Below are 13,005 nucleotides of genomic sequence, written 5' to 3'. Positions count from 1 at the left end.
GTCACAGCTCCACGGCCAGCCGCTGGACCAGGTCCAGGCTGCGGACGATCAGGTCGAGTTCGTCGGCGAACCGCTCACCGGCCTTGACGAACCCGGCCGGGACCAGGGACTCGTGGTGGGTGGTGCTCGCCTGGGCGAGGACGTCGACCGCCTCGTCCAGCGCGGCCTGCGCCTCGCGGACGCTGCGGTAGGCATCCCGAAGCAGCTCGCAGCTCTGTTCGAGCGCGAGCCTGATCTCCCCGACCGAGGTCACGTCCCCGCCTTCACGGTCACAGCCGGCTGTTGATGCTCTCCGCCTGCGAAATGCCGGCGCCGAGGAATTTCTGGAGGTCGGTCACCCCGCTGACCACTTCGGCGAATTGCGCGTTGGCCTGCTCCACGTCGGCCTGCACGCTGCCCTGGGTCGCGGTGCTGAGCAGCGCCTGGGCGTCCTCTGCCAGGTCAGCGGCTTGTTGCAGGGCCTGGGCGCTCTGCCCGGCCTTGTCGACGGCCTGGTCGATCGCGGCGCGAACCTCTTCGATGCTGGCCATGTCGGATCCCGACCCCTCCCGTAAGGCTGGAGTTCCTATAGTTGAAAGTAGTACCGAAGATCGGACGTTTCACAAGCAAGATCGGCTGACCGGGTGGTAATGGAAATCCACTCGATTGGATTAGCACTACTGATGTCAGTCCGGCACCGTCCACACGAATGCCGAGGCCGGTGTCGCGGTGAGTTCCAACGCGGTGATCCCGGCCCCCGGGACGGGCACCGCTGACCAGCGCGTTGTCGCGGACTCGCCGGACCACTCCACGGGCGCCCACCCCGAACGGCCCAGCGACGACACCGCGTCGAGTAGCGCGACCGAGGGCGAATTGACACTCGATCCGAGATCGACGTGCACGCTCAGTAGATGCCCATGTGGAGCCACTCGGGTGATCTTGCCACTGCGCACGATCCGGCTGGCTACCGCCCGCGCCTGCCACTCCGCCCCCGCCGATCGGTCGGTCGCCACGTCGACCCGCAACAGCAGGCGGGTACCCGCTTCGGGCTCGGCTCGAACCTCCGCGTCGGCCGCGGCGGGCTCGGCTTCGGTGACCTCGCGCCGCTGCGGATCACCACCCGCCCACGCTTCGACGAGCAGCCGTTCCGCGCCCGGCACCAGCGCGTCCAGCTGGGGCTGGTCCTCCAGCACGGTCCACGCGGTGGGCGGCTCGCAGGCCACGCGCGGCACCGGGAACTCGTCCCCCAGCGAACGCACGAACGTGCGGACGGCCCTGGCCAGCGCCCCGGCGACGTTCTGCGTGGCGCGCTCGCCACTGGCCCGGCTGACCGTGACCGACCAGCAGCCGGGCTCCTCGTCGGAGCAGTCCCCGGTCTGCACGACCCGCCCGTCGACCCGTCGCACCAGCCCGGCGCAGGCCGCGCGGGCCTGCTGCTCGTCGTCGGCCGCGACCACCACGGTGATCAGCAGCTCCAGGTCTTCTCCCACCATCGCAGGTGAAATTGTCCACGAACGTGGTCGCGGAGTCTTCCCCGGCGTCACCTGGGGTGCGGCGCGGCCGGTGGGAGGGCCCGCGGACGGCTGTCGGTGTGAGGTTGTGCGGCGGGGCGTGTCCGGCTTGACCTGGAGCGCACTCCAGCGTGTTTGCTGGCCCCATGACGAACAACCTGCAAGGCAAGGTCGCGCTGGTCACCGGGGCGTCGTCGGGCATCGGGGAGGCCACGGCGGTCGCGCTGGGCCGGGCCGGGGCGTCCGTCGTCGTGGCCGCGCGGCGGGTGGAGCGGTTGACCGCGCTGGAGGAGCGGTTGGCGGGGGAGGGCGTCAAGGTGTCGGCCCTGGCGCTCGACGTGACCGACGAGGCGGCGTGCCGGGCCGCCGTGGAGCGCGCGGTCGAGGTGTTCGGCGGGTTGGACGTCCTGGTCAACAACGCCGGCGTGATGCTGCTGGGCAACATCGAGGGCGCGGACACCACCGACTGGACCCGGATGGTGTCGACGAACCTGCTCGGCGTCATGTTCCTGACGCACGCCGCTCTGCCGCACCTGCTCGACCGGCGCGGCGCGGTGGTGCAGGTGTCGTCCACCGCCGGGCGCGTGGTGCGGGCCGGGACCGGCGTCTACAACGCGACCAAGGCCGGGCTCAACGCGTTCAGCGAGTCGCTGCGCCAGGAGGTGACCGAGCGCGGCGTGCGGGTGGTCGTGGTGGAGCCGGGCGTGGTGGAGACCGAGCTGCGCGAGCACATCACCGACGCCGCCGCTCGGGCGAGCATCGACCAGCGGATCTCCGGCTTGCGGCAGCTCAAGCCCGAGGACGTCGCCGACGCCGTGCTCTACGCGGTGGCGCAGCCGGAGCACGTGGCGGTCAACGAGATCATGGTGCGCCCCACCGACCAGGTCTGGTGACCGGCCGGCGCGGGCTCGGCGTCGAACCGGACCCGCTCGCCCTGCGCCACCTCATGCGCCACCTCAGGTCCCGCCCTCCAGCTCGTCCGCTCGGGCCGTGACGAGCCGGAGGGACTCGGTCGCACCCAGTGCGACGGCCGCCACCCTCGCGGCCGTCGTCACGTAGGGCGCCACGTCACCGCGTTCGAGGAAGACGGCGGAGCGCTGGAGCCCGACGTGCGCGATCGGCTCGGCCACCGGGAATTCCACCAGCAGGAACGGCCCGGTCATGCCCGGGTGCACGGCGGTGGACGGCACGATCCCGATGCGCACGTTGGGCAGCCCGGCGGTCCGCAGCACGTCCCGCCACTGCTCCGCCATCACCCTTCGGCCGCCGACCGCCGTGTGGAGCGCGGCTTCACCGACCAGCGCCACGTACTCGACGTCGCCGCGCAGCACCTGCTGCCGCCGCAGCAGGGCCATCAGCCGGGGCTCGACGTCCCGCGGGTCCACGCCGCCGGCGGTCAGGAACGCACGGGTGTAGTCCACGGTCCGGAGCAGGTCGGGGACCAGCAGCGGCTCCCAGCACAGCAACCGGACCGCTTCGTTCTCGTAGCCCGCCAACGTGTTCGTCTCCGGCGGCACGCCGGGCAGGTTCCGCTCCCACAGGCCAGGCCCACGGCCGCCCTCGGCGCGTTCGACCAGGCGATCCCGTCGGTCCCCGGTGATCCCGTAGAGGTCCAGCAGCGCCGCGACCTCGTGCGCGGAGGTCTTCCGCTTGCCGTTCTCCAGGTTGGAGAGCATCGACTTGCTCCACCCGAGCCGCGAAGCCGCGGCGGTCACGGTGAGCTTGGGCCCGGTGGCCTGCCTGAGGGCGCGCAACTCCGCGCCGAGGGCACGTTCGTGAGGCCCGGCGGCCTTCCTCGGCATGGGACCAGCGTTCCACGTTGTGCGCGCGCGACAAAGGGTGCGCGCACACCCCGATCGGATGAATCGGGTGCCGGTGCGGAGAGCTGGAGGGCTACGGCAGGTCGAGCACCCGCCGCACGAACGCCACCACGTCGGACAGGACCTCGTCGCGGTTGGTCTCGTTGAAGACCTCGTGCCGTGCGCCGGGATACACGCGTTCCTCGAACAGCAGGCCGCGGATGCGGTCCGTGCCGGTCCTGGTGTCGGCCAACGGCACCAGGGTGTCCGCGTCGCCGTGCAGCCACAGGGTCGGCAGCTTCTCCAGCGTCGGGCCGTAGTTGACCTCGTCCAGGGCCCGTTCCAGCGACTCCAGCGTGGGCCGCTTGAACGGCCCGTGCCAGACCAGCGGGTCGGCGGCGTACTGCTTGCCGACCTCCGGGTCGCGGGACAGCGACTCCGGGTCGATGGGGGCGTCCGGGATCTCGTCCATCGCCAGCGCGTCCAGGCCCTGCCAGGTGCCGAGCACCGGCGCGGACAGGACCAGTGCGGAGACCGGGTGCAGCTGGGCGTAGCGGGTCGCGACCAGGCCGCCCACCGAGTGGCCGACCAGGACGGTGGGCAGGTCGGTCGCCGCCGAGCTGACGGCCGCGCCGAGGTCCTCCACCACGCCGTCGAAGGACGTGATCAGGGCGCGTTCGCCGTCCGAGCCGCCGTGGCCCACGTGGTCCGGGGCGACCACCAGCGCGCCCGCCGCCACCAGCCGGTCCGCCACGTGCCCATATCGCCCGCCGTGCTCGCCGTACCCGTGCACCAGGACCGCCAGCCAGTCGGCGTCCAGGTTCGGCCAGGTCCGCACCACGAGTTCCCCGGCGTGGCCGGGGACGTTCGACTCGATCACCTATGCAGCGTAGAACGCGCTGATCTCGATCTTCCCGCCGGCGCACACCGGGCCCAGGCCCCACGCGAGGCTCATCGGCCGGGTCTCGTCCGGCGGGATGGCGGCGGCGTTCGCCGCGTCCGGCCGGCACGGCTGGTCCACCGGCTCGTCACCGGCCGGCACGACGCTCCAGTGCAGCTTGGCCGCCGCCGACGCGCCGGGGGCCAGCGTGATCGGGGACGGGCCGGGGTCCTGCGTGCGCACCAGGTTCGTGGGCACCGGTTGGCCGTTCGCGTCGAGCAGCTGGAACCCGCTGTAGCCGTTGATCGTGCACTCGGCCGGGCCGGTGTTGGTCACGACGAACCTGCCGTAGCGGTTGCCCGCGCCGGCTTCGGTCGGCTCGACCTTGCCGGTCAGGCCGGCCGCCGTGCACCTGGTGGAAGCCGGGGCCGCCGGCGTGGACGGCGTGGTCTGCGCGGGCGGGACCGGTGCGGCGGGGGAACTGCTGCCAGTGGTGGTGGTGGTGGTGGGTGTTGTGCCGGTCGGAAGTGTCTGCTGCTGGGACGCCTGCTGAGGGCTTCCGCACGCGGTGAGCACCATCAGGGCGCCGCACACGACGAGTCGCCTCATGTCCACCTCCTGGGTCGTGGGCCTACCAGGAGGACGTACCCAACCGGCGGACGGTTGGGTCGGTTGGCAAGAAAATCACCGCATCGGGCGCATCACGGACGGTTTTCGACCCAACCGTCCGCGAGCACCGGCATGTCGTGCACCCCGACGGTCCACAGGTAGGTCCAGCACACCTGGCCGTCCGGCAGGGTCACCCGGATCCGCCGGTACTCGTCGCCCTCGTACTCGTCCAGCACGGGCAGGGCGTCCTCCGGCGACTCCAGCCGCAGCACGTGGCCGGGCACGCCGGGACCGTCGCCGGGGCGCAGCGCCGGGTAGCCCCGGCCGGTGTCGTGCAGGGTGCCGGGCAGCCTCGCGGGCTCCGGCTCGCCGGTCACGAACGGCGACACCAGGTGCCACGCCCGCAGGCCGGGCTGGAGGGTGCCGTAGACGAACAGGCGGTCCGGCCAGTCGTCCGCCGACGGGTCGCCGTGCACGGGGGTCACGTCCAGGCCGTCGCTCTCCGCCGGGCGTCCGCCCAGGGTGCGCGCGCCGCGCTGGTCGACGTCGGCGCAGCGCACCGGCCTGCCGGCGGCCAGCAGGGGCATCCTCCGCTGGCCCGCCCCGGTGTAGGCCAGCACGGAGTCGACCACGCCGCCGTCGAACAGGGTCACCCGGCCGGTGTGCACGCGGACCAGCCGGTAGCGCAGGCCGCGGCCCTCGCAGCGGTCCAGCACCCGGAGCTGCTCGGCGGTGGCGAACCACACCGCGTGCTCCTCCTCGACGCCGGGCGCGGCGGCCAGGGTCGCCGGGCGCTGCCCGTCCTTGGCGCGCAGCCCGGCCGCCCACACCGCGGCGAGTCCTTCGCAGCGGGCCCGGAGCACCACGGCGGGTCCGGTCAGGCCCAGCTCTTCGCGCAGCCAGGTGACCTTGGCGGGATTGGCGTTGGAGCCGTAGGCGAGCACCGGCATCCGGCCCGCCAGGGGTGGCTCACCGTGGTCGGCGAGCCAGTCGTCGAGATCTCGGCCGTCGGGCGCGACCCGCCACCCGGAGTCGGCCGCGGGGTCCGGGGTGACCGGCCAGCCCGCGCCGTCGAGGTGCACGAAGCAGTGTCCCGGCCGAGCGCCCGGGTAGGGCTCGGCCGGGTGGGTATCGTCCGTGAACGGCTCCGTCATGACTCCATTCTGGCGCAGCGCACACCGAATTCATGTCTCGTTCGGTTGCCTGTCACACGAGAGATCGGGCCTCTGTGTACTTCTAGGGGGTGCCCAACCCTGAGTCGGATCTGTTTGTACCGATACAGATCGGATGTCCGGCCGTGAGGTGTCACACTTCCTCGGCGCGTCGCACGGTGCGGGCGTCCTGACCGGCCGCTCGGCCGGCTTCGCGCTCGCCGCCGTGCGGTCGTCCACCACCGATGGGCCACGGGTTCAGCGCTTCGAACTCCGGCCCTGTGCCACGAGAACTCACGGTGGACCGGCCCGCGAAAAGAAACTCCGAGGTCCCGGAAAAGCGGACCTCGGAGTTTCCCGTGCCGGACGTGTCGGGTTCCGGTCGCCGGTTTCAGCCGGCGGTTTCAGTCGCTGGTTCAGTCGCTGGTTCAGTCGCCGCCCAGGATCAGCGCGGCGTCGATTTCCGGGTGGAGCTGCGGATTCTCCTGCCACCACTTGGCGTAGCCGGGGTTGCGGGGCAGCGCCGCCCGGTAGGCGCGGGCCGCGCAGGCGAACACGTCGTGCGCCCGGCCCGCCGCCGGCCCCTCCCGCCTGGTGGCCAGCATCAGGTCGACCATCAGCGGCGCCCCGCGGAGTGGTCGGATGACGATGCCGTCCCCGCTGCGGGACTGCGGCAGGGCGAACGACACCGCGCCGTTGGCGACCAGGCCGCGGGCCGTGGAAGCCTCGTTGACGTGGTGCGTCAGGCGCGGCGTGAAGCCCGCCTCGGCGCACACCGTGAAGATCTGCAGGCGGTTGCCGACCAGCTCATCCGGCGGGGACACCCAGTCCCGGTCCGCCAGCTGACCCAGCTCGACCTCCTCCTGCTCGCCCAGCGGATCCCAGTCCGGGAGGGCCACGAACTGCGGCTCGCTGATCAGCCTGCGGATCTCCAGGCCGCGCAGCTCGCGTCGCTCCATGCCCTCGAACCGGTCCAGCACGCCGAGGTGCACCTGGCCGTTGACCAGCAGTTCCAGCAGGTCCGAGCCGCCCGGCATGATCTCGGTGCGGACCTCCGAGCAGGGGATGTTGCGGCGCAGCTCCTCCACGAAGTGGCCGAAGAACAGGGTGGGCACACCGCCGACGATCAGCGGTCCGGGTGTTCCGTCGCGGGTCCTCTCCTTGGCCAGGCTGACCAGTTGTTCCACTTCGTCGAGCACCAGCCGGGCCGTGCCGACGACCTGTTTGCCCAGGTCGGTGGGGACACTGCCGCCCGGAGTGCGGTCGAACAGCTGTCCGCCCACGATGCGTTCGACCGTCCGCAGCTGGGCGCTCATCGCGGGTTGCGTCAGGCCGAGCCTGATCGCTGCCTTGGTGAGGCTGCCTTCTTCGGCGATCGCGCACACCGCGCGGAGGTGGCGGAGTTCAAGCTCGGGCATAACGCTCTTCTATCCCCCTTTTGAATGAGCCGCCACCCCTCACGGCCGCCATAGTTGGCGAAGTCCCCGTGAAGTGGAGAGGAAGAGATGCGCGCCAGCCAGATCTACTGAGCGTGGAGACCACGCAGCTGTGGCCGTCCCGTCCCACACCACGCCCCAACGCAGGCGTGGCCGAGCGACCCGAACACCGTTTACGCGGGCGGATGTGCCGGGATGCGCCGGGGAGCCGGAGACGAGCCGAGGGGGTGCGAGGCGGACGTCCCCACCCCGTTGCGGGCCGCCGGTCGTGACTGCGGAGTAGCGACCGGCGGCCTCGCCGCGTTCTCGGTAGCGTCGGGACCATGTCTGTAGTTGACAGTCCCGTCGGCTGGGTGAACAAGCACATCCGCAACTACATCGAGTCCGATGGCGAGAAGGGGCACGAGTGGCGCTCCGGCGTCTACACGCTGCTGCTCACGACGATCGGCCGCAAGTCCGGGCAACCGCGCCGGACCGCGTTGATCTACCAGCCCCACGGCGACGCGTACGTGGTCGTGGCGTCCAACGGCGGCTCGTCGGACCACCCGGCCTGGTACAAGAACCTGGTCGCGAACCCGACCGTGCAGGTGCGGGTCGGGTCCGAGGAGTTCACGGCCACGGCCCGCACGGCCTCCGGTGACGAGCGCGCCAAGCTGTGGAAGCTGATGAACGAGGTGTGGCCGGACTACGACGGGTACCAGCGCAAGACCGACCGGGAGATCCCCGTCGTGGTGCTCGACAAGGCCTAGAGCCGCACGGCCGCGCCCGTCACCCTCACCCGGTCCCGGTCGGGCCGCACAGCGACGCTGAGCACGCTGGGTCGGCCCATGTCGTCGCCCTGGTGGATGGTGAGCGTGCGCGGCCTCGGCACCCGGCCGATCGTCCGCAGGTAGCCGCCGAACGCCGCAGCCGCCGCGCCGGTGGCCGGGTCCTCCACGACGCCGCCGACCGGGAACGGGTCGCGGGCGTCGAACACGTCCTCGGAGCGCTCGTGGAACAGGTGCGCGGTGATGGCCTCGTTGGCGCGCAGCAGGTCGCCCAGCCCGTTGAAGTCGTAGTCGAGGTCTGCCAGTCGCTCCCGTGACTTCGCCGCCAGCATGAGGTGCCGCCCGCCACCGAACGCCCAGTGCGCCGGGTAGCGCGGGTCCAGCTCGTCCCGTTCCCAGCCGAGGGCGTCGAGAGCGGTGTCCAAGCCTTCCGCGCCCACCGGCTCGGACCAGGTCGGCACGCTGGTCAGCGTCGCGGTGGCGCCGTCGGTCTCGACCACCACCTTGCCCGCCGGGGTGTGGAAGGCGAGCGTGCCGGTGTGCTCCATGGCGACGGCCGTGGCCACCGTGGCGTGCCCGCAGAACGGGACTTCGACCTCGGGGCTGTAGTACCGGACGTGGAACGAGTCCGGCTCGCTGTGCGGGAAGACGAACGCCGTCTCGGAGTAGCCCACCTCGGCCGCGATCCCGAGCATCTCGCGGTCGCTCAGGCCGGTCGCGTCGAGCACGACCCCCGCCGGGTTGCCGCCCTCCGGGTCGGTCGAGAAGGCCGTGTAGCGAAGCACGTTTGTCATGAGGTCAGCTTCCATCACGCCGGCCATCGAATCCAACGATTCTCTCGGATGCTTCCGATCGGTATTGTCGATGGCATGGACACCCGTCTCCTGCGCACGCTGCTGGTGCTCGCGCGCTCGGGCAGCTTCACCGCCGCCGCGACCGAGCTGCACCTCGTGCAGTCGACGGTGACCAGCCAGGTCAAAGCCCTGGAACGGCACCTCGGGGCGCGGCTGTTCGACCGGCTGCCCGGCGGCGCGCGGCTGACCGAGGCGGGGCGTCGGGCGGTCGAGCACGCGCGGGAGGTGCTGTCCGCCGAACAGCGCCTGCGGGACGCCGTGCGGGGCGGCACGGCCGTCGAGGGCGACGTCCGGATCGGCGCGCCCGAGTCGGTGTGCGCGTACCGGCTGCCGCAGCGGATCGCCGACGTGGCGCTGCGCCGGCCGGGCATCACCGTGCACCTGTCGCCGGTCGGCACGCGGGACGCCATCGCGGGCGTGCGCACCGGCAGCCTGGACCTGGCGCTGGTGCTGGAGGACGCGCTGATGGCACCGGGCCTGAAGGTCGACGCCATCGCCGCGGAGCCGATCGAACTGGTCGCCGCGCCCGGTGTGCCGGTGGACGAGAGGTACTTCCTGCTGGAGGAGGGCTGCTCCTACACCGACCGGTTCGTCCGCGAGCTGACCGCGACGCCCAGCATCACCCGGTTCGGCAGCATCGAGGCCGTCCGGTCGTGCGTGGTGGCGGGGCTGGGCTGGACGGTGCTGCCGCGCGTCGCGGTCGCCGAGCAGCTCGACGCGGGCACGTTGGAGCGCGTGCGGGAACTGCCGGACAGCACGCTGTTCCTGGTCACGGACCCGCGCCGGACGCCCTCGGCCGCCGTCCGGGTGGTCGCCGAAGCGCTCAGCTGAGCCCGGCCAGCATCCCCTCGCAGCTGCGCACCACCACGGACGCCGCCCGCCGCTGACCGTGGTCCAGCGCGGGGTTCGCGGCCTGCTCGCGCCACCTGCCCAGGGTGTCCAGCACGACGTGCCGCAGCTCGCCCTCGGTCGGCTCGTACTCCATTCCCAGGCGTGCCAAGAGGTTCGTGCCCAGGCCGCCGACCAGCCGGGACGCCTCGGCGTCCAGCTCGCCGGGCAGCTTCGTGCGCCCGCCCTGCAACGCGGCGAGCAGCCTCAGCTCCCGGAAGTCGTGCCCGGTGGCCAGGATCCGCTCCAAGCCGACCGCCAGGCCGACCGACCCGGAACGGGGCTCGTTGCGCAGCACCACATCCAGGCCCAACAGCGCCGAACGCGCCTTGAGCACGTCGTGCCGTCCGGTGAAGTACAGGCCGATCGAGTCGCGCAGCTCACCCAGCCCGCTGCGCTGCACCAGCTGCCCGGTCAGCTTGACCTGGGTGTCGAAGCCCTGCCGGATCAGCGTCGTGGTCAGCCGCACGCCGAAGATCCCGAACCGCTCCACCAGGCCCTGGCGCACCGACGGGTCCAGCCGGATCGGGAAGTCCTCGCCGACGAACCGGTCGGCGGACAGCAGGTGGTCCTCCAGCTCGGTCCGGGGCAGCGACGCGAGCGACGCCAGCGCGGCGAACTCCTCCGCGCGCAGCGTCCGGGCCGCCACCGCGAGCAGGCCCGCGACCGCGATCACGTTCTGGCACAACGGCTTCACCTGCGCCTCACGCCGGTAGCGGCGGGCGATCTGCTTGGCCGAGGACAGCGCGTCGATCCGGCCGCCGCCGATCTCGTCCGCCCGTGCCAGCGCCAGCACGGTGTTCACCGGGGCGGCACGGGCCACCGGGTGGTCGTGCGCGGTGCGCAGGTAGCGCAGGTCGGTGCTGTGCACGTGCCGGGTCAGGTACAGCACGGCGTCCGCCTCGCCGTAGACCTGCTCGACCGGCGCGTCCGCCGGGGTGTCGATGAGCGTCATCTCCCGCAGCGACCGCGAAGGCCACTCGACGGTGACCCGGTCGGCGTCGACCGCGTCGACGAACGCCCGGCCGTCCCGTCGGGCGATCGGCACCTCGTGCGGGCCGACCGTGGCGCGGGGCCGCATCCCGTCCCGGTACCAGGTGAACGTGCCGGTGGGCACGAACTCCTCGCCGATCAGCGCACTGGCCACGGTCGACTTCCCGGTGCGCGGCGCACCCGCCACCGCCACCCGGACCGGTTCGGCGAACCGCGCCTGGTGGCCGCGCAGCCACGCCACCGCGCGCGGGCTGTCCCGGTAGACCGCGAGCGCCTCCTCCAGCAGCACCCAGACCTCGTCGGCGAGCGTCACGCGCTGATCCCCAGTGGCGGCGTCCGGCCGAGCGCCTGGACCCGTTGGTAGAGCTGGACGAGCCGGTCGAGCTCCAGCTTCGCCTCGCGGGCGCGGCGCTCGCGTTCGGTGTTGTCGTCCTGCACGGCCCGGCGGGCGCTGCGGGCGGACTCCAGCAGCGTCTCCTGGAGTTCGTCGGCCAACGTGCTGAAGTGGTTGCGCAGGCTGCGCTGGATGTGCCGGGCGGCGTCCCGGAAGTCCTTGCTGAACTTGATGAAGAAGTCGTCCACGTGCCGCTGCGCGGCGGCCCGGGCGGCGCCCTGCCTGCGCTTGAGCCGCTGGTCGCTCTCGTCCATGATCGACTTCCCACCGAACAGCGCGCCCGCGCCCAGCGAGATCACGTTGATCAGCGGCATCCCGGCCAGGCTGGTGACCAGGCCGAACATCAGCACACCGCCGTAGGAGCCGCGCAGACCGGTGAACAGCTTCTGGCTGACGCCGAACTTCTCGATCACCGGCTTGTCCATCTTGGACACCCGGGCCAGCACGTCGGCCGGGAACACCGACTCGGGCAGCAGGTCGTCGCGGTGCACCGGGAAGCTGCGCGCCACCTTCTCCGCCACCCATGCCGAGCGGTCCAGCAGCCAGGCGAAGTTGGTCGCGGCGGCCTCGGTGAGGTTGTCCTCCAGCCAGGTCTCGAACTCCTCCCAGCCCAGCGCCGGGTCGGCCGTCTCGAACGTCTTGTCCGCCTCGCGCAGGATCCGGCGGGTCCGGTCGCGCAGGTCGTACTCGATGTCGGACACCAGGTCGGCCATCTCGTCGGCCAGCACGGTCTGCCAGCGCGCGGAACGGCGGCGCAGCTCGTCGATGCGGCGCTGCGCCTCGTTGAGGTTGGCGATGGTCGCGTGCGCGCCCTGTGAACCGTGGCTCTGCAGCTCCTCGCGGACCGGCGTGACCAGTTGCTTGATCGCCGACGCGGCGGTCACCGCGACCGTGCGGCGGGCCAGCTCGTCGGCGGCGGCCACGATGTCGCGCTGCACGCAGGCCAGCAGCTCGGGGAACCCGGACTCGGCGTTGAGGGCCTTGTCGCCGGTCTTCGCGGCGCGCAGCCGCAGCGCGGCCGAGACCGGGATCAGCTTGGCCGTCACGCCGGCCCGCGCGAGGTGCGCGCGGTTGCGCTCGACCACCCGCCGCCACTGCGCCGCGATGTCGATCTTGGTGAGCACCACGATCACGTTCGGGCAGGACGTCATGACCTGCTTGAGCAGCTCCAGCTCGGAGGCGGTGAGCTCGGCGGTCGCGTCGGACACCATCAGCACGGCGTCGGCCTGGAGCAGCGCGGCGAACGTGCTCGCGGTGTGCGCCGGGCGCAGGTCGCCGACGCCCGGCGTGTCGATCAGCACCAGGCCGGAGGTGAGCAGGGCGCGCGGGATGCCGACCTCGGCCCGCACCAGCTCACCGGTGTGCGCCGCGCCGACCTGGCTGGCGAGTTGGTCGAGCGGGACCGGGATGCGCTCGGTGGGCGTGTTCGCGATGGTGCGGACCAGCGCCGCGTTGGGCGTCTCGGCGTGCTGCACGAACGTGGGGACGGTGGTGGTGACGTCGTCGCCGACCGCGCACACCGGGGCGTTGACCATGGCGTTGACCAGCTGGCTCTTGCCCTGCTTGGGCTCGCCCAGGACGAGCACCCGCAGCTTCGGGTCGAGCTGCCGGGCGCGCTTCTCGCGGAGTCGCTCGGCCAGGTCCGGCCGGTTGTGGGCGGCGCAGGACCGGATCGTGTCGTCGAGCACGTCGAGCCAGGGTGCGGACATCACCCGGAAGAGTGTGCCGTGTTCACCCGGTGAGG

Annotated in this window: 14 protein-coding genes; 3 read left to right on the top strand and 11 right to left on the bottom strand. The window is 72.1% G+C overall.

Going from position 1 to position 13,005, the window contains the following annotated elements:
- Position 1: 1 nt before the first annotated feature.
- The 3 genes from FHS29_RS15055 to FHS29_RS15045 all read right to left on the bottom strand — a co-directional run bounded on the left by FHS29_RS15055 (position 2) and on the right by FHS29_RS15045 (position 1,472).
- The gene (locus tag FHS29_RS15055) at positions 2-253 is read right to left on the bottom strand and encodes a hypothetical protein (RefSeq protein WP_184691253.1); all 252 of its coding nucleotides are present in this window, start codon (positions 251-253) and stop codon (positions 2-4) included.
- A 16-nt stretch (positions 254-269) separates the two neighbouring features.
- Positions 270-530 carry a hypothetical protein gene (locus FHS29_RS15050; RefSeq protein ID WP_184691252.1) on the bottom strand — a complete coding sequence of 87 codons (261 nt, stop codon included), beginning with the start codon at positions 528-530 and terminating at the stop codon, positions 270-272.
- Positions 531-665: 135 nt separating this feature from the next.
- The gene (locus tag FHS29_RS15045) at positions 666-1,472 is read right to left on the bottom strand and encodes a hypothetical protein (RefSeq protein WP_184691251.1); all 807 of its coding nucleotides are present in this window, start codon (positions 1,470-1,472) and stop codon (positions 666-668) included.
- A gap of 164 nt (positions 1,473-1,636) precedes the next feature.
- Between FHS29_RS15045 and FHS29_RS15040 the strand changes: the two genes are divergently transcribed.
- Positions 1,637-2,383 (top strand): SDR family NAD(P)-dependent oxidoreductase, encoded by a 747-nt coding sequence (locus tag FHS29_RS15040; RefSeq protein WP_184691250.1) that lies wholly within the window; start codon positions 1,637-1,639, stop codon positions 2,381-2,383.
- Between the two features lie 63 nt (positions 2,384-2,446).
- Here FHS29_RS15040 and FHS29_RS15035 read toward each other — a convergent pair whose 3' ends face one another.
- The 5 genes from FHS29_RS15035 to FHS29_RS15015 all read right to left on the bottom strand — a co-directional run bounded on the left by FHS29_RS15035 (position 2,447) and on the right by FHS29_RS15015 (position 7,347).
- Positions 2,447-3,292 carry a helix-turn-helix domain-containing protein gene (locus FHS29_RS15035; RefSeq protein WP_184691249.1) on the bottom strand — a complete coding sequence of 282 codons (846 nt, stop codon included), beginning with the start codon at positions 3,290-3,292 and terminating at the stop codon, positions 2,447-2,449.
- 91 nt (positions 3,293-3,383) lie between these two features.
- Positions 3,384-4,169 carry an alpha/beta hydrolase gene (locus FHS29_RS15030; RefSeq protein ID WP_184691248.1) on the bottom strand — a complete coding sequence of 262 codons (786 nt, stop codon included), beginning with the start codon at positions 4,167-4,169 and terminating at the stop codon, positions 3,384-3,386.
- Positions 4,170-4,778, bottom strand: a complete 609-nt coding sequence (locus FHS29_RS15025) for a DUF4232 domain-containing protein (RefSeq protein WP_184691247.1) — start codon at positions 4,776-4,778, stop codon at positions 4,170-4,172.
- Positions 4,779-4,870: 92 nt separating this feature from the next.
- On the bottom strand, positions 4,871-5,932 hold the full coding sequence (locus FHS29_RS15020; protein WP_184691246.1) for a gamma-glutamylcyclotransferase: 1,062 nt from the start codon (positions 5,930-5,932) through the stop codon (positions 4,871-4,873).
- A gap of 425 nt (positions 5,933-6,357) precedes the next feature.
- Positions 6,358-7,347 (bottom strand): LysR family transcriptional regulator, encoded by a 990-nt coding sequence (locus tag FHS29_RS15015; protein WP_184691245.1) that lies wholly within the window; start codon positions 7,345-7,347, stop codon positions 6,358-6,360.
- A gap of 341 nt (positions 7,348-7,688) precedes the next feature.
- On the opposite strand from FHS29_RS15015, the gene FHS29_RS15010 reads away from it, so the two are divergent.
- Complete coding sequence (locus FHS29_RS15010; protein ID WP_184691244.1) at positions 7,689-8,114, top strand: nitroreductase family deazaflavin-dependent oxidoreductase; 426 nt, start codon at positions 7,689-7,691, stop codon at positions 8,112-8,114.
- On the opposite strand, the gene FHS29_RS15005 is transcribed toward FHS29_RS15010, so the two are convergent.
- A complete protein-coding gene (locus FHS29_RS15005; protein ID WP_184691243.1) occupies positions 8,111-8,926 on the bottom strand; it encodes a PhzF family protein in 816 nt (271 codons plus the stop codon). The two genes, FHS29_RS15010 and FHS29_RS15005, sit on opposite strands and share 4 nt — an antisense overlap.
- Positions 8,927-9,001: 75 nt before the next feature.
- Between FHS29_RS15005 and FHS29_RS15000 the strand changes: the two genes are divergently transcribed.
- Positions 9,002-9,817: a LysR family transcriptional regulator gene (locus tag FHS29_RS15000; RefSeq protein WP_184691242.1), complete on the top strand. Its 816-nt coding sequence runs from the start codon at positions 9,002-9,004 to the stop codon at positions 9,815-9,817.
- Here the strand turns inward: FHS29_RS15000 and FHS29_RS14995 are convergent.
- Both FHS29_RS14995 and FHS29_RS14990 read right to left on the bottom strand, forming a co-directional pair.
- Positions 9,810-11,180 (bottom strand): GTPase domain-containing protein, encoded by a 1,371-nt coding sequence (locus FHS29_RS14995; protein ID WP_184691241.1) that lies wholly within the window; start codon positions 11,178-11,180, stop codon positions 9,810-9,812. The two genes, FHS29_RS15000 and FHS29_RS14995, sit on opposite strands and share 8 nt — an antisense overlap.
- Positions 11,177-12,970 carry a dynamin family protein gene (locus FHS29_RS14990; protein ID WP_184691240.1) on the bottom strand — a complete coding sequence of 598 codons (1,794 nt, stop codon included), beginning with the start codon at positions 12,968-12,970 and terminating at the stop codon, positions 11,177-11,179. The genes FHS29_RS14995 and FHS29_RS14990 overlap by 4 nt, the downstream gene beginning before the upstream one ends.
- Positions 12,971-13,005: the final 35 nt, after the last annotated feature.

The organism is Saccharothrix tamanrassetensis (genome assembly GCF_014203665.1).
GTDB classification, from domain to species: domain Bacteria; phylum Actinomycetota; class Actinomycetes; order Mycobacteriales; family Pseudonocardiaceae; genus Actinosynnema; species Actinosynnema tamanrassetense.
Note: the sequence above shows the minus strand (reverse complement) of the source record. Positions and strands in the feature narration are given on the sequence as shown.